19 protein-coding genes, 1 tRNA gene and 1 pseudogene are annotated in these 23,521 nt (G+C 51.2%); 11 read left to right on the top strand and 10 right to left on the bottom strand.

Annotation, left to right across the window (positions count from 1 at the left end; translation table 11 throughout):
* The first annotated feature begins 57 nt into the window (after nucleotides 1–57).
* Complete coding sequence (locus tag AACR41_RS03710; RefSeq protein ID WP_030007744.1) at nucleotides 58–1,458, top strand: ABC transporter substrate-binding protein; 1,401 nt, start codon at nucleotides 58–60, stop codon at nucleotides 1,456–1,458.
* Here AACR41_RS03710 and selD read toward each other — a convergent pair.
* Nucleotides 1,455–3,650, bottom strand: coding sequence for a selenide, water dikinase SelD (selD, locus tag AACR41_RS03705; RefSeq protein ID WP_030007743.1), 2,196 nt, complete (start codon nucleotides 3,648–3,650; stop codon nucleotides 1,455–1,457). The genes AACR41_RS03710 and selD overlap by 4 nt on opposite strands.
* A 110-nt stretch (nucleotides 3,651–3,760) precedes the next feature.
* Here selD and AACR41_RS03700 point away from each other — a divergent pair, with 110 nt between their 5' ends.
* Together AACR41_RS03700 and AACR41_RS03695 are read left to right on the top strand one after the other, a co-directional pair.
* Nucleotides 3,761–4,210, top strand: coding sequence for a hypothetical protein (locus AACR41_RS03700; protein ID WP_030007742.1), 450 nt, complete (start codon nucleotides 3,761–3,763; stop codon nucleotides 4,208–4,210).
* A 56-nt stretch (nucleotides 4,211–4,266) separates the two neighbouring features.
* Nucleotides 4,267–4,764: a YchJ family protein gene (locus tag AACR41_RS03695; RefSeq protein ID WP_045442314.1), complete on the top strand. Its 498-nt coding sequence runs from the start codon at nucleotides 4,267–4,269 to the stop codon at nucleotides 4,762–4,764.
* Here AACR41_RS03695 and mutY read toward each other — a convergent pair.
* From mutY to AACR41_RS03680, 3 genes are all read right to left on the bottom strand, one after another.
* Complete coding sequence (mutY, locus tag AACR41_RS03690; RefSeq protein WP_030007740.1) at nucleotides 4,761–5,810, bottom strand: A/G-specific adenine glycosylase; 1,050 nt, start codon at nucleotides 5,808–5,810, stop codon at nucleotides 4,761–4,763. The genes AACR41_RS03695 and mutY overlap by 4 nt on opposite strands.
* A gap of 67 nt (nucleotides 5,811–5,877) precedes the next feature.
* Nucleotides 5,878–5,950 (bottom strand) — tRNA-Glu (locus tag AACR41_RS03685).
* Between the two features lie 116 nt (nucleotides 5,951–6,066).
* Nucleotides 6,067–7,056, bottom strand: a complete 990-nt coding sequence (locus tag AACR41_RS03680; protein WP_030007739.1) for a methyltransferase domain-containing protein — start codon at nucleotides 7,054–7,056, stop codon at nucleotides 6,067–6,069.
* Between the two features lie 238 nt (nucleotides 7,057–7,294).
* Here AACR41_RS03680 and AACR41_RS03675 point away from each other — a divergent pair, with 238 nt between their 5' ends.
* Both AACR41_RS03675 and AACR41_RS03670 read left to right on the top strand, forming a co-directional pair.
* The gene (locus tag AACR41_RS03675) at nucleotides 7,295–8,392 is read left to right on the top strand and encodes a mechanosensitive ion channel family protein (RefSeq protein WP_030007738.1); all 1,098 of its coding nucleotides are present in this window, start codon (nucleotides 7,295–7,297) and stop codon (nucleotides 8,390–8,392) included.
* A gap of 127 nt (nucleotides 8,393–8,519) precedes the next feature.
* On the top strand, nucleotides 8,520–9,719 hold the full coding sequence (locus tag AACR41_RS03670) for a glutathione S-transferase family protein (protein ID WP_030007737.1): 1,200 nt from the start codon (nucleotides 8,520–8,522) through the stop codon (nucleotides 9,717–9,719).
* On the opposite strand, the gene AACR41_RS03665 is transcribed toward AACR41_RS03670, so the two are convergent.
* The 5 genes from AACR41_RS03665 to AACR41_RS03645 all read right to left on the bottom strand — a co-directional run bounded on the left by AACR41_RS03665 (nucleotide 9,716) and on the right by AACR41_RS03645 (nucleotide 16,456).
* A complete protein-coding gene (locus tag AACR41_RS03665) occupies nucleotides 9,716–11,647 on the bottom strand; it encodes a S9 family peptidase (protein WP_030007736.1) in 1,932 nt (643 codons plus the stop codon). The genes AACR41_RS03670 and AACR41_RS03665 overlap by 4 nt on opposite strands.
* Nucleotides 11,648–11,716: 69 nt before the next feature.
* Nucleotides 11,717–13,333 carry a protein kinase domain-containing protein gene (locus AACR41_RS03660; protein WP_012308328.1) on the bottom strand — a complete coding sequence of 539 codons (1,617 nt, stop codon included), beginning with the start codon at nucleotides 13,331–13,333 and terminating at the stop codon, nucleotides 11,717–11,719.
* A 172-nt stretch (nucleotides 13,334–13,505) separates the two neighbouring features.
* Nucleotides 13,506–13,946, bottom strand: a complete 441-nt coding sequence (locus tag AACR41_RS03655) for a hypothetical protein (protein WP_030007734.1) — start codon at nucleotides 13,944–13,946, stop codon at nucleotides 13,506–13,508.
* Nucleotides 13,943–15,895: an FHA domain-containing protein gene (locus AACR41_RS03650; protein ID WP_030007733.1), complete on the bottom strand. Its 1,953-nt coding sequence runs from the start codon at nucleotides 15,893–15,895 to the stop codon at nucleotides 13,943–13,945. The genes AACR41_RS03655 and AACR41_RS03650 overlap by 4 nt, the downstream gene beginning before the upstream one ends.
* Nucleotides 15,896–15,928: 33 nt before the next feature.
* Nucleotides 15,929–16,456, bottom strand: coding sequence for an FHA domain-containing protein (locus tag AACR41_RS03645; protein ID WP_030007732.1), 528 nt, complete (start codon nucleotides 16,454–16,456; stop codon nucleotides 15,929–15,931).
* A gap of 408 nt (nucleotides 16,457–16,864) precedes the next feature.
* Here AACR41_RS03645 and AACR41_RS03640 point away from each other — a divergent pair, with 408 nt between their 5' ends.
* From AACR41_RS03640 to AACR41_RS03630, 3 genes are all read left to right on the top strand, one after another.
* Nucleotides 16,865–17,365, top strand: coding sequence for a pentapeptide repeat-containing protein (locus tag AACR41_RS03640; RefSeq protein ID WP_030007731.1), 501 nt, complete (start codon nucleotides 16,865–16,867; stop codon nucleotides 17,363–17,365).
* A gap of 149 nt (nucleotides 17,366–17,514) precedes the next feature.
* Nucleotides 17,515–18,153 carry a cofactor assembly of complex C subunit B gene (locus AACR41_RS03635; protein WP_030007730.1) on the top strand — a complete coding sequence of 213 codons (639 nt, stop codon included), beginning with the start codon at nucleotides 17,515–17,517 and terminating at the stop codon, nucleotides 18,151–18,153.
* A 535-nt stretch (nucleotides 18,154–18,688) separates the two neighbouring features.
* Nucleotides 18,689–19,342, top strand: a complete 654-nt coding sequence (locus AACR41_RS03630; protein WP_030007729.1) for an ABC transporter ATP-binding protein — start codon at nucleotides 18,689–18,691, stop codon at nucleotides 19,340–19,342.
* On the opposite strand, the gene bioD is transcribed toward AACR41_RS03630, so the two are convergent.
* Nucleotides 19,302–20,015 carry a dethiobiotin synthase gene (gene bioD, locus AACR41_RS03625; RefSeq protein ID WP_030007728.1) on the bottom strand — a complete coding sequence of 238 codons (714 nt, stop codon included), beginning with the start codon at nucleotides 20,013–20,015 and terminating at the stop codon, nucleotides 19,302–19,304. The two genes, AACR41_RS03630 and bioD, sit on opposite strands and share 41 nt — an antisense overlap.
* A gap of 278 nt (nucleotides 20,016–20,293) precedes the next feature.
* Between bioD and AACR41_RS03620 the strand changes: the two are divergent.
* The 3 genes and pseudogenes from AACR41_RS03620 (at nucleotide 20,294) to AACR41_RS03610 (ending at nucleotide 23,520) form a co-directional block, all read left to right on the top strand.
* A pseudogene (locus AACR41_RS03620) lies at nucleotides 20,294–21,287 on the top strand (ribose-phosphate pyrophosphokinase).
* A gap of 165 nt (nucleotides 21,288–21,452) precedes the next feature.
* A complete protein-coding gene (locus AACR41_RS03615) occupies nucleotides 21,453–22,751 on the top strand; it encodes a TldD/PmbA family protein (protein ID WP_030007727.1) in 1,299 nt (432 codons plus the stop codon).
* A 31-nt stretch (nucleotides 22,752–22,782) separates the two neighbouring features.
* Nucleotides 22,783–23,520: a DUF3153 domain-containing protein gene (locus tag AACR41_RS03610; protein ID WP_030007726.1), complete on the top strand. Its 738-nt coding sequence runs from the start codon at nucleotides 22,783–22,785 to the stop codon at nucleotides 23,518–23,520.
* Nucleotide 23,521 lies beyond the last annotated feature (1 nt).

Below are 23,521 nucleotides of genomic sequence, written 5' to 3'. Positions count from 1 at the left end.
GGGAATTTTTCGGCACAATCACAGTAGAGGCATTCGGCAGTAGAGGAGAAAAAAGCCATGGCGAAAAAGAATGATACGGCGGCATTGTTGGGAGCCTTGGTGATCACCTTGGGATTACTAGGCGCTGGGGGCTGGTGGTTTCTCCAACAAAATCAATTTCTCCAGTTACCGACTTCCCTGGGAGATGTGATTGGCCAGGGGGAAATAGCAAGTCACCTTAGTCGAGGGGAAAAGTTACTGCTACAAGGCGATCGCCAACCGGAAAAAGAACAAGGGATTGCGGCCTATGGAACAGGAGATTTCCCAGAAGCAATTCGTTTATTTCAAGCTTCTCTCCAGGCGAGCCCCAATGATCCTGAAACTTTAATTTATCTGAATAACGCCAAAATCCGCCAGCAAACTGCCAATCCCCAGGCGATCGCCGTAGTGGTTTCTTTACCAGTGGATACCGATACAAGCGGCGCAAAGGAAATTTTGCGGGGCGTAGCCCAGGCTCAAAAGGAAGCCCTTGATGGGGGTCGCGGATTTTTGGTGGTCATTGCCGATGATGATGGGGATCCGGCGATCGCCGCTGAGGTGGCCCAAGCCCTCGCGGATCAAGCGGATATTTTAGGGGTGGTGGGTCATTTTAGTAGTGATACCAGTTTGGCGGCGGCCCAAATCTATGAAGCCGAGAACCTGGTGATGATTTCCCCCACGAGTACGGCGGTGTCTCTCTCTACGGCAGGGGATTATATTTTTCGGACAGTACCGAGTGATCGCTTCACGGGGACAGCCCTGGCCAACTATCTTTTAGAGCGCCTGAATCAGCGGCAGGTGGTGGTGTTTTTTAACAGTGCCAGTGGCTATAGTAATTCCCTCAAGGACAGCCTCGCCACAGAACTCTTTACCCGTGGTGGCACCGTGGTGGCCGAGGTGGATGTGAGTCCAGGGGGATTTAATGGTGCCCAAGCTCTCACGGACGCGAAAAATAAAGGGGCAACGGCGATCGCCCTCGTCACCGATACCCCGACCCTCAACCAAGCGCTCCAGATCATCCAGGTGAATGAAAATCAGCTCCCCATCGTCGCTGGGGATAGTCTCTACAAGCCAGAAACCCTACAAATTGGTGGGCGCGATGCCTTGGATATGGTGGTGGCGATTCCTTGGCACATTTTGAACCATACCAATGGCACCTTTCCCCAGGTTTCCCGCGCTCTGTGGGGGGGTGATGTGAACTGGCGCACGGCCCTAAGTTACGATGCGGCGATCGCCCTCATGACCGGGATTCAACAAAGCCCCACACCCGATCGTCAAGGTTTGCAACAAATTCTCGCTAATCCAAATTTTTCCGCAGCGGGGGCGGCCCAAACGATTCAATTTTTGCCGTCGGGTGATCGCAACCAAGCCCTAGAAATGGTCACCGTCCAACCAGGGGAACGGTCGGGCTTTGGCTATGATTTTGTGCCAGTGCCCTAGGAAATACTGATCTGGGCTTGGCTTGCTGAGGACTTAACAATCCGGCCAATGATTGCACTTTGGGCATAGCCGCTGTTTTGTAGGACTTGTAGACAAGGCTGGGCTTTTTCTGGGGCGATCGCCGCCAAGAGTCCGCCGGAGGTCTGGGGGTCAAAAAGTAGTTCATAGTCTGGTCGTTGCCGTTGGGCTGGGGTGACTTGAATAAACTGTTCGGCGGTGTGGTTTTGGGGTGCGAGGGAACTGGTTAAACCCCGTTGCAGAGTCTCCCTGGCCCCCTCCAAAATAGGCAATTGATCAAGGTAGATTTCAGCCCCTAAACCGCTGGGTTGCAACATTTCCAGAAGATGGCCTGCTAGTCCAAACCCGGTTACATCGGTACAGGCCGTGGCCCCATGGCTTCGTAAAATCTCCGCCGCTATTTTATTGGACTGCACCATTGAGGCGATCGCCCCATCGAGCCAATGTCCTTTTGTTTTTCCTTGCATTTCTGCGGCGAAAAGAGTGCCTGTCCCTAAGGATTTCGTTAGAATTAATACTTGACCTCGCTTTAGCTCAGTTTTGCGCCAAATTGCGTCTTTTTGCAACAAACCATTGCAGGTCAAGCCCAGCCCCAGTTGATCCGCTTCATTGGTATGGCCGCCAATTAAAGCAATGTTGTCCCGATTTAAAATTTCGACAACCCCTGCGAGCAATTGTTGCAACATTCCCTGTTGTACCCTCGCTTTCCCGTGGGGCAATGTGGCAAGTACAAGAACACTGTGGGGAGTTGCGCCCATACTGTAAAGATCACTCAAGCAATGATGGGTGACAATTTGGCCGAGTAAAAAAGGGTCGTTGATTAAGCTCGGAAAATAATCAATAGTTTGGACGAGGAGTTGATCCCTGGGAATTTGGATAATCGCCGCATCATCGGGTTGATCTAGACCGACGATCACATCAGCATGGGTGGGTAAATTTAAGCCCTTTAAGCTGCTCGCTAAGATATCTTTGCCGACCTTAGCACCGCAACCAGCACAATACATTTTGGGTTGTTCTTGGGCTGGAAATTTGCTTGTCCGGGACATCTGAGGCAAGTCGGCAAATTGCGCCATAAATTTGCGATCAATGTGATCTTTCCAGCGCCACAACAGAGGCGATCGCCAACTCAATTTTCCCCAGGTTGCAAAAGCCTGTTTGTCCCCCGTGCCAATGAGCGCAAGATAACGTTTTTGGGGATGGTAGGCTTCTAATGTTTCGCCCAGGATAACCCGCTGTAAATTCCGCAGTAATGGTTTCCCCTGGCGCACCGCAAAAACCCCCGCTTTGGGTCGCGGTTCGTCGCGCATGGTGGCAATATCGCCAGCGGCAAACACAAAAGGATGGGAAGGCGATCGCAGGGTTTGATCTACCAACACAAAACCGCGGTTATCAGTTTGCAGACCGCTTTCTTTGATCCAAGAGGGGGCTGCTGCCTGGGTCACCCAAATCACTTTGCCTGTCAGCACCAATCCCGACTGACACCGTACCCCCGTAGGTGTCACTTCAACGACCGTTTCCTGGAGATGGACTTGGACATTCCGCTGTTGCAGCAGCTTTTGCGCTTGGCGACTGACTTCAAGATTTTGGTTGGTGCCCATAAGTTGCTGGCCCCGGTGGACGAGGTGCAACTCTAATAATTCGGGCAAAGCTAAACGTTGGCTGAGGGCATGGTGAATATTAAAGGCGAGTTCTGTGCCCCCAGCCCCGCCCCCGACAATGATGATCCGTTGGGGTTGATCAGGCGCTTGGTTTGCCGTGTCGAGAATTCGCTGCCAAGCGTCGAGAAATTGGGGGACAGGTTTCGCGGCGATCGCATAGGCTTTTACCCCAGGAACCGTTTCCGTGGCCGGGGTACTGCCAATATCCAGGGAAAGGTAATCAAAGCGTACTGGCGGCCGATTTTCACAATGGACAACTTTTTGGTCAAGATCAAGGCCAATTACTTGATCTTTTAAAAAATCTGCCTGGGCGAAGTGGGCCAAGCGCCGTAGATCGATGTGGGTTTCTTCGTAGCCATAAAAGCCCGCCACATAGCCCGGTAACATCCCAGAATAGGGCGTATAGGTGACATCACTGATCAAGGTTAACCGCGCCTTGGCTCGCGGCTGCATCCCCCACATTTTTAAGGCGATCGCATGGCTATGACCTCCCCCAACAAAAACAACATCACTCATTTTTTTGATTCTCAGGCCCCGGAAACGATGAAAAAGCTGCTGCTTGCTACCCTACCGCAAGCCAAGGTCAGAACGCTTAAAATCAAGAAAAATCACCGCCATTGACCCCCATGACAACTTCTTCTCGTTTTTCTGCTGCCGAACGCATTGCCTCTTTAAAAACGGCGATCGCCGGTGGTGTGACTGCTGGATTACTGAGCTTCGGACTTTTGCTACTCCATCGTTTGGTTGGTTCTGAAGGATTGCCCCTAAATTTTGGGGGCGGCCTTGGCACCCTCACCTTGCTGGTTAATCTGGGTACTTCCGCCTTATCCGGTGCCTTGTTTGCCCTGACTTACCGTTATGCGGTGCGCACCGATGACAATCTCCAATTGAATGCTGGGGTGATTGCGGCGTTTGCCCTGGTGCGGGGGGTAGCCCTGGTGGATGCGGGATCGGCGATCGCCCAAAAGGGTTGGCCCTTTGTGGCGGCCTGTGGCGAAAATTTTGTGGTCTTTGGTTTGACGGCTTTGGCGTTGAATTTTGGGAGGCAACAGGGCTGGCTTACACCGTTTAAATAAACTTTTAGAATTCGGTAGCTCGGTAAAATAAGACCGTTCTTTCCCATTGTTTGCCTGTGTTGATTTCTGGCGATCGCCCGTCCCGTCTTTGTCCCTGCGGCAGTCAAAAGCTTTTGGCCCAATGTTGTGCCCCTTATCTTCAAGGTCAACTGGCTGCCCCCACCGCCGAAGCCCTGATGCGATCGCGCTACACCGCCTACTGTTTTCGGGATGTGGATTACCTCCTGAAAACAGAACATCCCAGCCGCCACACTGCCGATAGTCGCCAATTGATTACAGCAACGGCGAATAGCATTTCTTGGTTGGGTTTAACTGTTCTCGCGACGGCAGCGGGACGCCCCCAGGACGAAACGGGCATGGTAGAATTTGTCGCCGTGTACCAGGAAGGAAAAATCATGGGACAACTCCACGAGCGATCGCAATTCATTAAAGAACAAGGCCGTTGGTTTTACCTCGAAGGGGATATCTTGCCACCCCTACAACCGAAGAAAAATGAACCCTGTTGGTGTAACAGTGGCAAAAAATTCAAACAATGCCACGGCAAAAAACGTTAGATCGGCAAGCTTAATTGAGAATCTTGCAACTGTTCAATGATTTTCAAATGGGCTTTTGAGAAAGGATAATCCTTAAGATTTTGGAACGATACCCAACCCGACCCTGATAAATTTACCCGATAAATTTGCGGTTCCACCTGGATTTTAAAATGGGTGTAGGCATGGAAAACCGTGTTTAAACTGCGTTCGTATTGCGCCCCTGGAAATAAATCCGTGAGTAAGGGCTGAATATTGCCTTCCTGGTTCGGAAATTCCCACAAGCCTCCCAAAAGTCCGTCCTGGGGCCGCTGTTGAATAAAAACTTGATTCTCCAGATTAAAGGCGATCGCCGCTACTATTTTTTTCGTGGGAATTTGTTTTTTCGGGGCCTTGCGAGGGAAATCCGTCGGTTGATGCTTGAGATAGGCAGTGCAATGATTTTGCCAAGGACAGCGGGGACAATTTGGTTGTTTCACCGTGCAGAGGGTCGCCCCCAAATCCATCAAGGCTTGGTTAAAATCCCGGGGATTTTCTGGATCGAGCAAGGTCTCTGAAGCATCCCATAGTTCATCCAACGCTTTAACGGGCGGCACCTCTAGGGCGATGAGCCGCGCCAAAACCCGTTTCACATTGCCATCGAGGATTGCAAGGGGTAAATTGCGAGCCGAACTAAGAATGCCTCCAGCCGTCGTCCGCCCGATTCCCTTGAGGCACAGAATCTTGTCTAAATCTTCAGGAAACTGCCCTGCAAAATCCGTCACCACCTGTTGCGCGGCCTGGTGGAGATTCCGCGCCCGGGCATAATATCCCAACCCTTCCCACTGCTTTAAAACAGCCTGTAAATCCGCTGCGGCTAGGGCTTCCACCGTCGGGAACTGTGCTAACCACCGTTCGTAATAAGGAATCACCGTTTTTACCTGGGTTTGCTGGAGCATAATCTCCGAAACCCAGACCCGATAAATATCCGGTTCGTTGCGCCAGGGTAATGTACGGCCCGCCTGTTGGTACCAATCCAAAAGCGATCGCCGCATTTCCGCTAAGATTTCTGCTGTCCACAGGGCTACCATGGTCAAAAAAATTCTCCCTTAATGCAAAAAGAGCCTCAGCCAAAACTGAAGCTCTCTTTAGGTTTAGTACCCCCAAGGGAATTCGAATCCCTGTCGCCTCCGTGAAAGGGAGGTGTCCTAGGCCACTAGACGATGGGGGCTTGCGGACTGAGCAGAAGCGTTTTTGTTTGTTTCGCTTGCGACTCACAGTTATACAATCTAACTGAAGAATTTTGAGATGTCAACCCTTTTTCCAAAACTTTTTGAGGGGATTCATCTAACGGGAAATGGCCTGCTGGGTTGTCCGATTTTCAGCCACTGGGTTGCCCTCGCCCCGCCCCGCCTGGAACATCCCAAACCGACACAGGCCCGTACCAAAGGCTAGGCGCATGAGCAGAATGGTCGGAATTTCCCGTACTGACTTGATAAAACCGGGTAGACCATATTGCAGCCAACCCCAGGGCCGAATTGCGCCGACCCAAATTGTGTGCAACCAGGAAGGAAGGGTTTCTCGGCTCCAATCAGCGTTAATTACGTGATCTTGAACAAGACCTGTCTCCTCTAGCAGTTCCGAAAAGCCTTCGATGCTCGAAAATTTCGGGTGAGCCCATTGGTCAAGGAGTTGGGTCATCACGGGTTTTTCCCACCAGTTGAGGGGAGTTTGGCGATCATCCCGTTGGTTCCAGTCGGCGACAACTAATTTTCCGCCGGGCTTCAGTACCCGGAGCAGTTCCTGGGCAAAAATCGCCTTATCGGGCATGTGGGGGCCAGCTTCTACAGACCAAACCACATCAAAGCTACCATCGGCGAAGGATAAATTCATCGCATCATCAACGGCAAATTTCGCAGTCAATCCTGGGGGCGTAAGTTGGGTTGCCCGCTCCACTTGCTTGGGACTGATGGTGATCCCAGTCACGTCAAAGCCATAGTCTCGCGCGAGGATGCGGCTACTGCCACCGATGCCACAGCCCACATCCAGCACTTTGGTTCCAGGGGGTAATTGATCCAAACCGCCCCAGCGCACCATCTCATGGACAAAATCAGCCTTGGCTTTGAGGAAATTTTTCGCCTTCGGGGGGTTGCCGTAGTGACCAAGGTGAATGTGTTCGCCCCAGTAATATTCAAGGATGCCGTCCTCGGTCCATTCGTCGTAGGAGTCGGCGACGGTGTCGGCAGATTGGTAACGGCGGGCTGTCAGCAGATAGCTAATGAGGGCGATCGCCAAAATTGTGGCACTAATCCCCAGGGCAAGGAGCAAGATATTCATGGGTTGAGTTTGCGTGAACTGCGGCAAAAAGGGCTCAAATTATCCTAACTGATCCACGCCGGGAGACAGGCGATCGCCTTTTTTAAAGCTTGGAGAATCAAAAAATCTATCCCAGGGAAGATTGCTTTTACATCGTTGACTAGAAGCGGATTCTATATATTTTTGTTAAGTTAGACGGGCATCTACTGCAAAATATTCACTTTTTTTGATTTTTACGCAGCTTCAAGCATCTTTTTTTATGAATTTAGACTTTCTTACCCGAAGTATTTTGGGGAATACCCTCGCCGCCTATGCCATGGCGATCGCCGTGCTGGTGGTGGGCTTTCTCTTAATCAATGGGTTCAGGGCGCTCATTCTCAGTTCACTGCGGCGCTGGGCCAAAAAGACCCAAACGACCCTCGATCCGCGCATCACAAAAATTCTCAGTCAGTCTTTAGTGCGTCTCCTCTATGTGGGGAACGTTTTTTTGGCGATTGGGAATCTCAACTTGCACCCCATTTTGAACCAAGCGGTGCGGGCTTTAACGGTTATTGCCACGACGGTGATCGGCATTCAGCTCATTTCCCAATTGGCAGAATATGCGATTCGCTCCTACCTCCTGCGCAAAGGCGACATTGAGCTAGAACAGAGTTTTAGTGCGCTGATGCCCATTTTGCGGGCCATACTCTGGGCTATCGGTGCGGTCTTCCTCCTGGATAACCTTGGCTTTGATATCTCTGCTGTGGTCGCCAGTCTGGGGATTGGGGGTTTGGCGATCGCCTTTGCGGCCCAGGGGATTTTAACGGATTTATTCAGTTACTTTTCCATCGTCCTCGACCGTCCCTTTGCCCTGGGAGACTTTATTATCGTGGGCGATTTTATCGGTACCGTGGAATATATCGGCATCAAAACTACGAGGCTCAAGAGTCTCAGCGGCGAAGAAATCGTCATGGCCAACACCGACCTCACAGGCTCCCGCATCCGCAACTTTAAGCACATGAAGCGGCGTCGGATCGTCTTTAGCCTCGGTGTACTTTACGAAACGCCTAAAGAAAAATTAGAAATTATTCCGGCCCTCATCCAGGACATCATTAGCGCCCAGGAACAGGTTAGTTTCGACCGGGCTCACTTTGCCAACTATGGCGATTTTAGTCTGAACTACGAAATTGTCTACTACGTTGAAAGTAGTGACTACGCCCTCTACATGGACACCCAACAGAAAATTAATCTAGCCATCTTTGAGGCTTTCAGTCAGCGGAATATTGAATTCGCTTACCCGACGAATGTGACCTATGTCCAAGGCTTAAATACCAACGCCGAAAAGGCGATCGCCCCAGAAACTGCCACGAACAGTTAATTCCTTGAATTATTGATCACAGTGCTGCCCCCAAGTTTTAAATTTGGGGGTTTTTTCTGACCAGATATCGCCCCCAGCCACAAAATTTCGTCATAATAATCAACTGTTGCGTATTTCCCCAAAAGCGATGACCCTTGCCCCCCTCAGTTGGCCAGAACTCGAAGCCCTCACCGATTTTCAGCTTGACTACGAAAACGGCCCAACCAATGCCCAATCCTGTTTACGGCTCTTTGGTCAGTCAGAAAGCGATATTCGGGTCACTCTCTACCGCGATAATCATGCCTGGTGTCCCTACTGCCAAAAGGTCTGGCTCTGGCTAGAGGAAATGCGCATCCCCTACCGCATCAAAAAAGTAACCATGTTTTGCTACGGCGAAAAAGAAGCCTGGTACAAACAAAAAGTCCCCTCTGGCATGCTGCCAGCCCTGGAACTCGATGGACGCATGATCACCGAGAGCGACGATATTTTACTCGCCTTAGAACAGGCATTTGGGCCGCTTACTTTCAGTCTGACGGATCCCAGAGTTTTGCCCCTACGCCGCTTAGAGAGATTACTATTCCGCGCCTGGTGCAATTGGCTCTGTCGGCCACCGCTATTCCCCGGACAAGATAAAGAAGGTCGCCGCAAGTTTATCCAAGTGGTGCAACAGGTAGAAGATACTTTAGCCGCTACCCCAGGCCCTTACTTCCTCGAAGAATTTAGCGTTGTTGATGTGATCTTCACGCCCTACGTAGAGCGGATGAATGCCAGTCTCTACTACTACAAAGGCTATTCCCTGCGGGAGGAAAATCCTGGGTTTGCCGCCTGGTTTGATGCCATGGAAACTCGCCTAACCTATCGGGGTACCCAGAGTGATTTCCATACCCATGTCCATGACCTTCCCCCACAAATGGGCGGCTGCTATGCCAACGGCGAACCCCAAGCTTTAGAGAATCAGCTCAAAGTTGATGAAGGGGATTGGTTCGGGCTGCCGGATGTCGCTTACCCTGAGCCAGCCAACGCCAAACAAGAAGCCCTTTACCGGGTGATTAAACATCGTCGCAATATCGTGAAGGTTAATCCCGCCAACGATCAATTTTTTGACCAGGCGTTGCGCTGTGCCCTGACCGCCATGATGACGGGAGAAGTTTGTGAACCGCCTAAGAATTCTGACAAAGCCTTGCGGTATCTGCGCGATCGCCTGAATGTACCGAGAGATATGTCGATCTATGCGGCAAAACATTTACGAACAGCTTTGGAAAATACCGCGAAACTGGCTGGGGAAAGACAGGGGGAACCGATCCCCGTGCGCCACCGCCACGACCAAGATCCGGCCAATTTTCGTTAGAGATTGATAATTTCCACAGGGTCGAGGGCATCGGCCGGAGTAAAGCCAAAGATTTGACTGTAGAAATAAAATTCGCTGTCGAGGGCTTTTTTGATATTTTCGGCCTGGCGGAAACCGTGCTGCTCTCCTTCAAAGGGAACATAGGCAACGGGTAAACCTTTGGTTTTAATCGCTTCTACCATCATTTCCGCTTGGTTGGGGGGGACGACTTTATCCTCTAAGCCCTGGAAGAAAATCACGGGACAGGCGAGTTTTTCGGTGAAATGGATCGGCGATCGCCCGACGTATTTTTCCTTTTCTGCGGGATATTTACCGATGAGGCGGTCGAGGTAGCGGGCCTCAAATTTGTGGGTATCGGTGGCGAGTACCTCCAGGTCAGAAATGCCATAATAGCTGGCCCCGGCCTTAAAGACATCATGGAACGTGAGCGCGGCTAAGGTTGTGTATCCCCCGGCACTGCCCCCGGCGATCGCCAATTTTTCCCCGTCAGCTAACCCCTTTGCCACGAGATATTTCGCGACGTTGACGCAATCCTGCACATCGACAATGCCCCAATTCCCATCAAGGCGTTGGTGATATTCCCGACCATAGCCCGTGCTGCCGCCGTAGTTCACATCCACAAAGGCAAAACCCCGACTCGTCCAATATTGAATCCGCAGATTTAAGCTCGCTGCAGCCATCGCCGTGGGGCCACCGTGACTTTTTACCAAGAGAGGTGGTGCCGTGTCCGCAGGGGCTTGGAAATCTTGGTTCGTTGGGGGGTAATACCAGGCGTGGGCGGTGAGGCCGTTTTCCGTGGGAAATTCAATCGCCTGGGGTTGGGACAGATAATCCGAATTAATTTTTAACGTGCTGGCTTCCTTGACCCGTACCGTTTCCCCCGTAAACAGATCCAGGGTGACGACGGCAGTAGGTTGGGTGGCAGCACCGCCGATAAAGGCAATCATTTCCCCCTGCACCTGGAGATCACTAATGCTGCTGTAGGGAACGGGGATTGGGGTGAGGGCGCGGCGGTCGGGGTTGAGGGTCGCCAGCTTCCAAGTGCCGTGGTCGTTGTAGGTGCAGACTAGGGTCGTTTCATCGATAAAGCCGAGGATCGATTCCCCAAATACCCAGTGGGGATAGCCAAATTCCGCTTTGGCAGGATAGACCGCTTGGGCAGTACCCTCAACGTAGCGATAGAGGTTCCAATAGCCGCTGCGATCGCCACTGAAATACAACACACCACCGGGCGACCAACGGGGTTCAACGACGGATTCACCATTGCCCCCAGCCACTAAAAATTTTTCCCCTAAAGTGCCATCGGCTTGAATCTCAGCAAGCCAGAGTTGGCTGTTGTCCCAGGGCATATCGGGGTGATCCCAACTAACCCAGGCGAGGGTTTTACCATCGGGGGAAAGACGGGGCGAAGTGTAGAAATCATTGCCTTCAATAAGGACTTGAATGTCGCCAGAATCGAGGGCGATCACCACCAAATCGTTTTTGGGTTCGTGGTCTGGGACGCTGTGGTCTTCGCTAACACAAATTAAACGGTTGCGGGCTGCATCAAGAATGAAATCAGCATAGCGGCGTTGATTTTCTGGGGTGAGGGCTTGGGGTTCCTGGTTTGGCTTTTGGACATAAACGCGGCGATCGCCATCGTTGGAAAAATAAACGGTGCCAGTTTCCGTAATTAGAAAAGCACCACCACCATACTCATGGACACGGCTACGCACATTAAAACCCAGCGGCGTAATATCAACTGTCGTTCCGTCGCTATTGCGTTTTACCAGGACATTGCGCCCTTTTTCCTGGGGTCTGCCCTCAAGCCAGTAAAGATCTGTGCCAGCCCAGGCCACTGCCCCCAAACCAATGCTGCTCGAAACAATCAGGTCGGAGGTAATCGGCGATCGCCAAGTGCCGTAGGGGGCGGTTTGTGGAGTGGCCATGGTAGAAAAAACCCAAGAAAATTCAAACTGACTATTACTCTACCCCTTGGGAAGCCAGGCCCACAATGGTTATTGGCTCGTACAAATGGAATCGACCACCTCACAGCCGGAGCCAAAATCACTACATACATCGAGGGCTGCTGCCTCGGCGCTCTCAATATCAGCCCCCCAGCCGCTGCCATAGGCCTCTGGCCCCATGGCGATCGCCCCACAGGCATTGCGGAACCAGACCAGGGCTTGGCAATCACCAGACGCAGCAAAAAATTCACAATCTTCCACAGCGGCTTGCTCGGCCTCTGCTTGGGTCGGCACATCAATCACATAGCCATATTCCCCGGTGGCCTCCGAAAAGGCGATCGCCCCAAAAAAGACGCCATCAGTCGGGGCGGTAATAACCGGATCGGGTGTTGTTGGTGTGGGAGTTGTCGGGGTTGCTGGCGTGGTCGGATTAGTGGGGTTAGGATTTGGGTTTTCTCCATTTCCCGGTGGCGTTGTCCCCGGATTTGGATTACTGGGCGTTACCCCTGGTTGGACTTCCCCGGCAATTTGACGTTGTTGCACCACTTGATAAAGTTGGTAGCCACCCAGTCCCAGTAGCCCTAAACCCAGGAGTAATCCCCAGGGAGCGCCGCGTTTTTTGGAACTGTTCTGTTGTAGATCTGCCGCCGAAAAAGAAAGCTCTTCGGCCACGTGATAGGTCGGTGGGGCTTGGCCTCCCCCGGTAATCTCTGTTGGCGGTGTGACCGGCGTACCAGCCGCAGCATTAGCATTGGAACCCGTGCCAACTGGTGCTGTGGCAATGGTAGAGGCAACGATGGTCGGTAAAATTTCTGGCATGACCTCCGTGGCTTGATTGTTGGGCATCGCCGCTGTAAGGGCTGCCCGCATTGCCTTAGCCGTCATAAACCGTTCTTTTGGATTAGGCTTAATGGCAAAATTCAGCACCGCCACCAGATGTTGATCCGCGATATTTTGACTGGGCCAGGTTAATTCGCCGGTGATGGGATCATGTTGAAAATCTTGGGGCATCATTCCGGTGAGGAGATAGACCATCGTCAGGGCGAGGGCATACAAGTCACTCGAAAAAACGGGCCGACCGGATGCCTGTTCCGGGGGCATAAATCCAGGGGTACCGATCACGATGGAGCTTTTTGGGGTGGCACCACTGCTCATCATTTGGGTGCCCATAATTTCCCGGACTGCGCCAAAGTCAATCAGCACCGGTTTTTTGTCCGCCTCGCGCAGAATGATATTTTCTGGCTTAATGTCCCGGTGGATAATTTGTTTGGTTTCGATAAATTCCAAAATATCGAGGGTGTCCACCAAGATTTGCCGGACGGTGGCGGCGGACTGGGGCCCTTCATTTTTTAAAAGTGCCTCTAGGGTTTGACCTTCGATGTACTCCTGGACGAGGTAAAATTTGCCATCTTCTTCGAAATAGGCATAGAGGCTCGGAATTTGGGGATTGCTGCCGAGTTCTTCTAGTAATACGGCTTCCCGTTGGAAACGTTCCTGCACCAGACGATAGATTTCGGATTGATCCTCAATGGGCCGAAGCTGTTTTGCGACCCGGATGGGCTGAGAGGGCATGTAGCTGTCTTTTACGAGGTATGTGACGCCAAATCCTCCACTACCCAACTCACGGAGAATTTGATATCGACCAGAACCGATTGTCTGTTTCGTCATGGCTTCAGGTTATATTTCGCGATGTCAAAGGAGTACTTGGGGCCTTTGATGCTTTCATCATAAACGGAGAATCTCAAAAGTCTGGTTAGAGGTGAGAAATTCCCACTGCAAAAAGGCGATCGCCCTCTACTTACCGTCAAATATCAAGGCCGCCCCTGGGAAAATTTCGTTTCTAAAACCAACGTCCACCATGGAAACGCCACAGGGGAAATAAGATGCGCATCAAACTCTGGGACACCACAAAGATCCCCAGCCAAACCGAGCCGTAGTGAATCACAAACCAAGTTAAAGACAGATCTGCCGTTAGGGGTAAGGCGACGCCCGCAAAATTCGGTAAGCCAGCCCACAAAAATAAAAAGAATATCCCTTCCCAGAGGGCCGCCAGCCATTGTAGAATCGCCGGCCAATCTTGATCCCAACGGTAATTTTGTAAATAGATGTAAAGACAGTCCCAGCCAAGGCCAAAAACGGTGATGTAACCCCAAACCGCCCAATAGACAGCACCAACGGGATTACCCCAGAGTCCCTCTGCAAAGCAGACTGTGAGGAGGGCACCCACCGTACCCATCAAAAGAAGTCGAGTTTGCCAGCGGCCAAGGAGTGTTGGGGTCATGGGGCTTGATTGTTAATCCATTTAAACCATTGAGATAGGGAAGCCAAGGGATGCAAAGGGCGCACCTGGGAAGCATTTTCCTGAGCCAAGGCTTCTACTGATTTTAGGGCACAGTATTGCAACCCCAAAAAGCTATCGACGGCGGCATGGGGGCCACCAAAGGTAATGGCTCCGGCGGCGTACATTCGTCCTGAGCGGTTACGCATTTCCGGCATTTCAAAATCATTGTTCACCTGGAAGCGGCCAAGGGCATTCAGGGTCAGTTGGTAATGGGTCACGAGGTCATTGAGCAGGGGGGTGGATTTGACTTTACCATCGAGACCCGTGGCGTCAATGATGTAGTTGGCGGTGAGGGTGAGTTCCCCTGTGATGCCTTTTTCGCGAATCCGCGTCACCGGACGTCCTTGGGCATCGGGTTCGACGGCTACGACATCCCCAAAAACGATTCGATACCAGCCTTTATCTAAACCCGTTTGGATAATATCGCGCCAGTCGTGGCGATCGGCGGTGGTGGTGCCGCCCCAATCGGCCAGGAGGTTAGTGCGTTCCCTGGGGGCAGCGTTTTCTAATTGTTCGCGCAGGGTGCCGCCCCAACAGGCCTTAGGCCAATTAAACGGTTGCAGTTCAAAATGGTTGCTCACGGGTCGCTGGGCCAGGCCAAATTTATTTCCCACGGGTTTTGGCGATCGCATTAGGTGCAAAATCGAAATGTTGGGGTTACGGCGGCGGGCTTCGTAGATGCGCTGGATCACCCTAGAGGCGACAATCCCCCGACCCCGAATCAAGACTGTCCCCCCCTGGCGTTCGAGGGTGCTATAGACGTGGTCATGTTCCTCGTAGGCATTGACGACCGTTTTAAAATCCCCTGTTTTTTCGCGGTAGTCCTGGAGATCTGGCAAAAATTGGATCACCGGATATCCGGTACACAGATGAACATAACGGCCAATGACAAAGGCATGGCGGCCCCGTCCCGTAGAATAGGCGATCGCATAACGACCATCATCGGTTTTCCGGATTGCCCGTACCCGCCCAAAGCGATAAATATGGTGCCACCCAATCCGTGCCGCCTCCCGGTCGATAGATTTGAAGACATTGCCAGAACGAGGCGTATAGGTTTCCGTCAAAATCGGTTCCGTAAAGACTTGCCAGAGATGCCGTAGAGCTGCCTGGAAATGTCCCCGCAAAAAATCGCCGTAGGCTTCCCGTAGCGCATAGCTCGGCCAACCCCAGAGATTATCCGGACAAGAATCCGAGTTCGACCGCAACCGCTCGTGGGCAGGAATTTGCGAGTTTAAGCAGAGCCGTTGGTAGCGGCCATAGGGTTTTCCTTCTAGGCCCAAAGCACGAACTTGCTGGGCCGGCACCCCGTAAACCCGTAAAAAATCAACCCAGATATAACTGCCAAGCCCGGCCCCAATGGCCACATAGTCTATCTCTTCGACGGGTAATCCGGTGGCATATAACTGTTGGGGGCTGACATACTGCGCTTGAAATTCTGCGGGGGGAAAGGTTTCTACTGGGGAACTGCTGCTGGGGGGATCCGGCAGTTGTTGGTCTGGCACCTGAATAAAAGAATCGCTGGAGCGGCGCTGGGTCGCAGGTTGGTTGGGGGCGGTGGTGGTAATCGAAATTTCATAGGGGCCAATCCGCACCACATCCCCAGATTTCAAGCTCCTTTGGGTTTGGCGCTGGCCATTCACAAACACGCCATTACTACTATTTTGATCCCCAATCCACAGTTGATCGGCCTGGAGAAAAATGAGGGCATGGTACCGAGAAACTTGGGAGCTATTGAGGGTTAATTTGGCGACAGGTTGTCCATTGGCGATCGCCGTCGGCATACTGTTGGCATCACGACCAATGGCAATGGGTAACCCCAGGGCTAAGGTTTGAATGTCACTTGTGAGGGGATCTTTCCAGCTTAACCAGACCTGCTGCAATGTTGTCATATCAATGAATTCTGAGGAAAAACAAGAGAAACCCTAGGACTGTGGCCGCACCATCATCACCGTATTTGCGGCGGCTAAGGAAAATCCACACCAAGGACATCCTTGTTTAAGCACCTGCTCATCATATCGAGAAACCTTGCCACAGGACGGATTAGGGCATTTTAAACCGTAGGCTGAGGCCGTATTGGGTACTTGGGGTTGGGGTGGGGCTGCCACCTGAGCCTGGCCTGGTAGGACTAACTGGGATACCTGCAATTGAATGCGACCCAGTTGAATCTGGCTGCCCTGGGATAGATTGGCTGTTCCTTGGGTCAGTTGGAAGCCATCAATGAGGGGAGGATTAGAGGGACGCAGATTCTGAATGAGCGCAGCATCTAAGGCCGCACTAAAAAATAGCTCAACATGGAGGGAAGAAACACTGCGGTCAGCAAAGATAATGTCACACTGGGCTGGGTCTCGGCCAATCCGCAATTTTTGGGCAACTTTTGTGGTTGCAGCTTGGTGGAATGTGTAGTGGTGTAGATGATTTTGTAACGACCACGCTAGGGTTAATTTTTCCATTGTCCTCAAGACTGACTGCGCGTAGCTGTCTAAGTATAGATTGGCTTTGTCTTCTGTCAAATTATAATAATCATCCGCTAAAAAGAAGCAGAAACTTTATGGTTTTTAATGGCCAGATGTTAGCTTTGTTCATGCCGATTTAGTGATGCTCTTTGTCAAAAATTTAGTTTTTAAATCAATAGTTTTTTGAACAAATCAACTCTTTTCTATGGGAAATTGATCGACATTTAAAGGTGAATCTATTTTTCAACGACTGTCCTCAAGGATTTCTAAAAAGCGAATTATTTTTTTGGAGAAAAGACACTTTTTTTGATCCAGGCCAATGCTGCGGACGTATTTTGTTGGGGTCGATTCCCGATAAAATAGGCTTGAGTGAACTTTACGAAAAGAGCTTGGGAGCTGACTGGTATGCTAGCAATGTGCAAACGGCTAATGGCGATCGCCTTGGTTGTGGGGATTATAAGTTTCGCCTGGGGCAATTTTGACCCACCAAAGGCCTGGGCCGTAGACTACAACAAGCGCACCTTTATTCAAGAAGATTTTTCCCACCAGGACTTGCGGGACAATAGTTACGATCTCTCCAGTCTCCGGGGCTGCGATTTTAGTTATTCAGACCTGCGGGGGGTGCGTTTTTTCTCGGCTAATCTCGAATTCGTCAACTTTGAAGGGGCTGATCTCCGGGGAGCCGTCTTAGATTCTGCCCGCATTGGCCACGCGAACTTTAAAAATGCCAACCTAGAGGGGGCTTTCCTCGCCAGCGTCAAAATTACGCCATCCACAGTTATTGAAGGGGCCGATTTTACTGATGCCCTGATCTTGGCGCGGGAAAATGACAAGCTTTGCGAACTGGCCAGCGGCACCAATCCCACCACAGGCCGTGATACCGCGGCAACCCTATACTGCCCCTAGGTTTTCTGCGCGATCAAGTTTCATCAAAATATTGAATCACTGCCCATTGACCACCTGAGCGACCCTGGCGAGGTGGTTTTTGTTTGGGGTTTTATTGACTTTCAACGATCAATTCAGGGAAGCTGAAACAAAATATCTTGGGGTTTACCATGGCTGATTCTGGGCGCAATCCGTTGCAATATCTACCGCTTACCGTCGGGATGATCGGGGGCACTATGTTGATGGTTAACCGTTTACTGACTCCCGCCCTCAGCGATTCCCAGGCCCGTTCCGACGTGGTGGGGGTAATTCTCAGTGCTGTTTTGATTTTGACCACCTTGCTATGGGAACAGATCCAGCCCAAGGCTCCAGAAGCGGTGATTCTAGAAGGAGAAGAGCAGTTTGAATTGGCCGAGGATCTGCCGGACGCTGTCAAAACAGAGTTGGCTTGGGCATCCCACCTACTCTTGACCAATACGGTGACGAAATCGGTGGTGGTTTACCGTGATGGCGAGACAATTCTGCGGCGGGGCATTTTTGGGGCGAAAAAAGATTTTAATGTTGGGGCGATCGCCAAACGGGTTCTTGAAACCCAAAAGGCAGTGTATCTGGTGACCTTAAAAATGTATCCGGGGCGGGTTGAATTTGATTATTTGCCAGAAAATACCCAGGGCATTATTTGTCAGCCCCTCGGTGAAACAGGTCTCTTAGTTTTGGGGACAAATATTCCCCGTAGCTATACAAAACAAGATGAAAATTGGGTCGCAGCTCTTGCTGAGAAATTGGCGATCGCCCTTGCGGAGGTTTAGGGATTTTTGGGTGAAGAGTTTCCCATACAAATTAAATCTTAATAGAACAAAACCACCCAGAACCTACTTTCCTCAGAACTTCCGGAACCCTTTAACTAAGACTCTCTGGAGACATTAACTGAATCATCTTGCTGCCCGACTTGACAGTTTATTCAGTTAGGTTGCTCCCTGTTGCTACAGGTGGTTGGAAGTATGGATTTCGCGCTTGAGTGGTTTTGTTTCGTTCGACGAGACAGATATGCAAAGAAACAGCTTGGTTTATCTCCTTAACTAACTTTACTTTACTCAGACAGTGGCTGTTTTATCTGCCAGGGAAGTTAAGTTCTACCTAACTTCAATTCTTAATTTAACAGGGTTTCTTGACCAAAACAATTACTTTCAATGAAAGTTTATTCTTCACTGAGTAAAAACAATTTTTTCTGTGAAGAAAAGTAAATACTTAGCCTCAAGTTTACCCGGTCGATTTTCCAGGCGATCGCCCCCTTACACAAACGGCTATGGTAGCTTGGGAAAAGATTTCTCTTTGGGCCTGTCAATGCTCTACATCCAAGATTTGGTGTACCATCCTGCGGCAACGCCTGAGCCGATTTTGCAGCAGGTTAACCTCAAGTTAGCTCCCCAGGAAATGGGAATGATTGTGGGGCCGAGTGGCTCTGGGAAAACGACGTTACTCGAAATTTTGGCGGGCTTGGCCCAGCAGACCCAGGGGCAGATCCGCTGGCAAGAACAAACTTTAACAAATCTCCACTTGCAACAGTTGGCGGGCCTCGTGTTTCAATTTCCGGAGCGTCACTTTTGCGCTTCGACGATTTTAGAGGAAGTCCGGTTTGGCCATCCAGAATTACGCCTAGAACAAATCCAAGATGCTTTGGCAGAGGTGGGCCTCGAAAATTTGGATCTCAAGGCTTCACCCCATGCCCTGAGTGGCGGCCAGCAACGGCGTTTATCCCTCGCGGTGCAATTAATTCGCCAGCCAAACCTGTTGATGTTGGATGAGCCGACGGCGGGCTTGGATTGGTCGATGCGATCGCAGTTGGCAAAATTACTCGCAAAGCTAAAACAACATTGGACGTTGCTCATCGTTACCCACGATCCCCACGAACTAGAGGCGATCGCCGACCGTTGTTGGCATATTGATCGGGGCCAAATTACCGTGACAAAGGAGCCTGGGGCCGCAAATGTTCCTTAGAAACCAACTGTTCCAAGTGCCAATTGGCGGCGATTTTTGCCAGAGCTGACGCGTCTAAAAGGTTTTCCAAGTGGGGCATGATTCCAAGCACCGGGATTTGGGTGAATTGTTGCAGGATGGTCGGCGGCGTCAAAGCCTCGATTTGTCCCATGGCTTCGGGGGTACCGCAACTGAGGATGATCCCCTTGAGGTTAACCTTCCGTTCCCGCGCCAAACTCACCTGGGCGATCGCCTGACCAATAGAACCCAATTTCACCGGCACTACCAACAGCGTCGGCAACTTCCACTGCCCTGCCAAATCTGCCACCGTCAACTCGTCAGTTACAGGCGATCCTAAGCTCCCCAGGGACTCAGCAATGACAAAATCTTGAGCATTACTCAAATCCTGTAACTCCTGCCAGACGATCCCCAGATCAATGGCTTTTCCCTCTAAGCGGGCAGCCACCGGGGGCGCAACCGGGGTTTCATACTCCAAAGGCACCTTGAGAACTGTTCCCCCATCACAGAATTTTTCGTACCATTGGCGATCGCCGATCCCTGTCTGGAGTAGTTTGATTACCCCTAGCCGAGAAAAAGGAAGAAAATGACGCCAATAGGCAATCAGGGCCGAGCTGACCACTGTTTTCCCCACTTCCGTGTCTGTTCCCGCGATTAACAAGCAATTTTGCAGCATAGAAAAATTTCAAATTGAATTTAAAGGTTTATTGAGTACAATAGACCCTGAAGATCAGCACCTTCCTTAACAATTTTTTATTTTCTATTAACCCTAATCCTTTCCAGTGGCGATGATTGCCCCCAATGGTTTTACCGTATCTATCCAGTCTAAAAAATGGGGCTAAGTAATTGTACTTTGGTAACACATATCATCGAAACGACCAAAAGGAGGATTATGGTGTCTGCACTGATCCCTTGGATGTCCTTTATCAAACCGAAAGAGAGGTTTATTCTGCTGTGAGCCACTCCGCCACCCTCGCCTTACAATCTGTTCTGCAAACCCCCACCGATAGCAACCGTCTCCGGATTTTTTCGGGATCGGCGAATTTGCCCCTAGCCAACGAAGTGGCCCGTTATCTGGGCATGGATCTTGGCCCCATGATCCGGAAGCAGTTTGCCGACGGTGAAATGTACATCCAGGTGCAAGAGTCGATCCGGGGTTGCGATGTTTACCTCATTCAACCCTCCTGCCGTCCGGTCAACGATCACCTGATGGAACTGTTGATCATGATCGATGCCTGTCGTCGGGCTTCGGCACGCCAAATCACAGCGGTGATCCCCTACTACGGCTATGCCCGCGCTGACCGCAAAACCGCTGGTCGCGAATCCATTACAGCGAAACTGGTGGCTAACTTGATTACCCAGGCAGGGGCCGGTCGGGTATTGGCGATGGATCTCCATTCGGCGCAAATCCAAGGGTATTTTGACATTCCCTGTGACCATGTCTACGGTTCCCCGGTGATCATTGACTATCTCAAAAGCAAAAATTTAGAGGATATTGTGGTGGTCTCTCCCGATGTGGGCGGGGTGGCGCGGGCGCGGGCCTTTGCCAAAAAGTTAGACGATGCGCCCTTGGCCATTATTGATAAACGTCGCCAGGCCCACAATGTCGCCGAAGTGATGAACGTCATCGGGGAAGTCAAAGGAAAAACAGCGATCCTTGTTGATGACATGATCGACACCGCTGGGACGCTCCAGGAAGGGGCCAGATTACTGAAGAAGGAAGGGGCCAAGGAAGTGTATGCTTGTGCGACCCATCCAGTCTTCTCTGGGCCTGCGGTGGAACGCCTCTCTAGTGGCCTGTTTGAGGAAGTTATCGTAACCAATACGATTCCGGTGCCTGCCGATAAGCAATTTGAAGAACTGACGGTGCTGACGGTGGCCAATCTCCTCGGTGAAACCATTTTGGCGCATTCACGAAGAAAGTTCTGTGAGCAGTATGTTTCGGTAAATTTTGGCTTGGCTAGAACAATCAATTGATTTTGGGGAGGGAAAGATCATTTGTCCCTCTTTTTTTTAGGCAATTTTCAACCAAAGGCGATCGCCCTCGGTGATCCAAAAGAATCTTCTACAATGGGGAGCGGCCGTTATTTTCAAATTGTGTTTAGAAAGTTTTATGGTAGTTGAGCAAATCCTGGATCTCGCCAAACAAAAGGGTATCGAAGCGGAGGTGTACTACCGCAGTAGCCGTGATACTCCCATCGATTTTGAGAATAATCGCCTCAAGTCCCTCGAAACGAAAGCGAGCCAAGGGGTTGCCCTGCGGGTGGTCGTCGATGGGAAATTGGGCTTTGCCAGTGCCACGGATTTAACGCGCCTCGAAGATGTCGTTGATGCGGCGATCGCCACGGCAGAAATCGGTGATCCCGTGGATTTTGAGTTTGCCAAGGATTTTCAAGGGGTTGTGCCTGAAAGCGATTATGTGCTGCCAGAAACCGCGAAACTGGTAAAAATTGGCGAAACCCTCATCGAAAAAGTACGGGCTTACAACGACGATATTCTCGTCAGTGCGGGATTTCATATCCGCTCTGGTCAGACCAAACTGGCCACTACCAGCGGCGTCTATGGCGAACGCAACAGCAAAATTGTTAGTGCCAGCCTGGGCGGAAATCTTGTCCAGGGGGAAGATTTTCTTAATGCCTACGGTTACGATGTCGCCAAGGATGGAGAACCCGATTACGACAAAATCCTCGCTACCCTCATCGAAAAATACACCAACGCCGAAAAAGCGGCCCAAATTTCCAGCGGCCAATACCCGGTGCTGTTTACCCCCAGGGCGGCCCTCAGCGCCATTGGCGGCCTGTTTGATACGATTCTCTCCGGTCAAGTGGTGGTGCAAAAAGCCTCGCCCCTCGCCGGAAAAATTGGCGAACAACTCTTTGGCGATCGCCTAAGCATTTACGAAGATCCGACCATCGGTGTTTCCGCCTGTCCCTTTGACGACGAAGGCACCCCCACCCAGAAAAAAACCTTTATCCAGAACGGTATTGTCCAGCAATTCTATTGGGATCGCCAGTGGGCCGCTCGCGGCAACGCCGAGGCCCAGGGGAATGGTTTCCGGGGCGGTCTTTCTCGTCCCAGTCCCGACATGGTGAATTTTTGTATGGGGGCCGGGAAAACCCCGTTAACGGAGCTGATCAAGGGCATGAAGGAAGGCGTGATCGTTGATCAAGTGTTAGGAGCGGGTCAATCTAATCAGCTAGCTGGGGAATTTTCCGTGAACCTCGACCTCGGTTACAAAGTCGAAAATGGCGAAATTGTTGGTCGCCTGAAAAATACCATGGTGGCGGGCAGCATCTTCGAGGCCTTTGCAGATTTAGTTGATTTTAGTGACACCTGCGAATGGGTTGGTGGTAGTGCTTATATGCCAGCGATTCTGTTTGGCAAGTTGGGGGTTGCGTCCAGGGCAGTTTAAAATTGCCATACTTGCCCCTGCATTGTGAGCGATGATGCCTGTGAAATCTTTGATCCGATTGCTGAGTCTCTGTTGTGTGTGTGTCCTCTGCCTGGCGGGTTGTGTGGACTATGATGTGGAGATCGCCTTCGACCACCAGCACCATGGCGAAATTCACCAGCATCTCCAGTTGGGGGATGAGTTTACGAACTTTAATCAGCAAGAAGCAAAGCACTGGCTCAAAAGTGTGGAAAAACGCGCTAGGGGGCTCCATGGTTCTGCCCAGCGGCTCTCGACCCAGGAGTTGGATGTACGAATTCCCTTCCACAATGGGGCAGATTTAGTAGAAAAGTTCAATGACTTTTTTAACCCGGAAGGACAAAATCTCCAGGCCACGGATCTCGATTTGGTACAACTCAAATCGGCGATCGCCCTTGAACAAAAAAACTGGCTTTTGTTTGAACGTAACCGAGCCACCCTGGACGTAGATTTGCGGGCCTTGGGCGTTTTGTCCCAGCGGGGCAGTTTGATCCTCAGTCCCGGTTCCCTCCTGGATTTAGACGTCAGCCTAAAAACGCCTTTGGGAGCACGGGTAATTAATCGCAACACGACGACTGCGCCTGTGACTCGCAAGGAAGGCGATCGCCTAATTTGGACATTACAACCGGGGCAGCTCAATCATCTGGAAGTGGCCTTTTGGGTGCCCAGTTGGGTAGGTCTTGGCTCCGGGGGTCTAGTGGCGTTGTTATTCCTGGGTTATTACCTAAAATATCGCCGTTTGCCAGTGTAGT

It is taken from the genome of Picosynechococcus sp. NKBG042902 (assembly GCF_963864045.1).
Lineage (GTDB): Bacteria > Cyanobacteriota > Cyanobacteriia > Cyanobacteriales > MRBY01 > MRBY01.
The sequence above is the reverse complement of the archived record's forward strand: the minus strand, read 5'-3'. Positions and strand labels throughout refer to the sequence as shown.

Bases quoted from the DNA above. Each gene is read 5' to 3' on its own strand.
- bioD (WP_030007728.1), bottom strand. From the start codon at position 20,015: ATGCTGCAAAATTGCTTGTTAATCGCGGGAACAGACACGGAAGTGGGG.
- AACR41_RS03655 (WP_030007734.1), bottom strand. From the start codon at position 13,946: ATGACCCCAACACTCCTTGGCCGCTGGCAAACTCGACTTCTTTTGATG.
- AACR41_RS03615 (WP_030007727.1), top strand. From the start codon at position 21,453: ATGGTAGTTGAGCAAATCCTGGATCTCGCCAAACAAAAGGGTATCGAA.
- AACR41_RS03670 (WP_030007737.1), top strand. From the start codon at position 8,520: ATGACCCTTGCCCCCCTCAGTTGGCCAGAACTCGAAGCCCTCACCGAT.
- AACR41_RS03640 (WP_030007731.1), top strand. From the start codon at position 16,865: ATGCTAGCAATGTGCAAACGGCTAATGGCGATCGCCTTGGTTGTGGGG.
- AACR41_RS03660 (WP_012308328.1), bottom strand. From the start codon at position 13,333: ATGACGAAACAGACAATCGGTTCTGGTCGATATCAAATTCTCCGTGAG.
- AACR41_RS03665 (WP_030007736.1), bottom strand. From the start codon at position 11,647: ATGGCCACTCCACAAACCGCCCCCTACGGCACTTGGCGATCGCCGATT.
- AACR41_RS03710 (WP_030007744.1), top strand. From the start codon at position 58: ATGGCGAAAAAGAATGATACGGCGGCATTGTTGGGAGCCTTGGTGATC.
- selD (WP_030007743.1), bottom strand. From the start codon at position 3,650: ATGAGTGATGTTGTTTTTGTTGGGGGAGGTCATAGCCATGCGATCGCC.
- AACR41_RS03680 (WP_030007739.1), bottom strand. From the start codon at position 7,056: ATGAATATCTTGCTCCTTGCCCTGGGGATTAGTGCCACAATTTTGGCG.
- AACR41_RS03610 (WP_030007726.1), top strand. From the start codon at position 22,783: ATGATGCCTGTGAAATCTTTGATCCGATTGCTGAGTCTCTGTTGTGTG.
- AACR41_RS03650 (WP_030007733.1), bottom strand. From the start codon at position 15,895: ATGACAACATTGCAGCAGGTCTGGTTAAGCTGGAAAGATCCCCTCACA.
- AACR41_RS03700 (WP_030007742.1), top strand. From the start codon at position 3,761: ATGACAACTTCTTCTCGTTTTTCTGCTGCCGAACGCATTGCCTCTTTA.
- AACR41_RS03645 (WP_030007732.1), bottom strand. From the start codon at position 16,456: ATGGAAAAATTAACCCTAGCGTGGTCGTTACAAAATCATCTACACCAC.
- AACR41_RS03635 (WP_030007730.1), top strand. From the start codon at position 17,515: ATGGCTGATTCTGGGCGCAATCCGTTGCAATATCTACCGCTTACCGTC.
- AACR41_RS03675 (WP_030007738.1), top strand. From the start codon at position 7,295: ATGAATTTAGACTTTCTTACCCGAAGTATTTTGGGGAATACCCTCGCC.
- AACR41_RS03630 (WP_030007729.1), top strand. From the start codon at position 18,689: ATGCTCTACATCCAAGATTTGGTGTACCATCCTGCGGCAACGCCTGAG.
- mutY (WP_030007740.1), bottom strand. From the start codon at position 5,810: ATGGTAGCCCTGTGGACAGCAGAAATCTTAGCGGAAATGCGGCGATCG.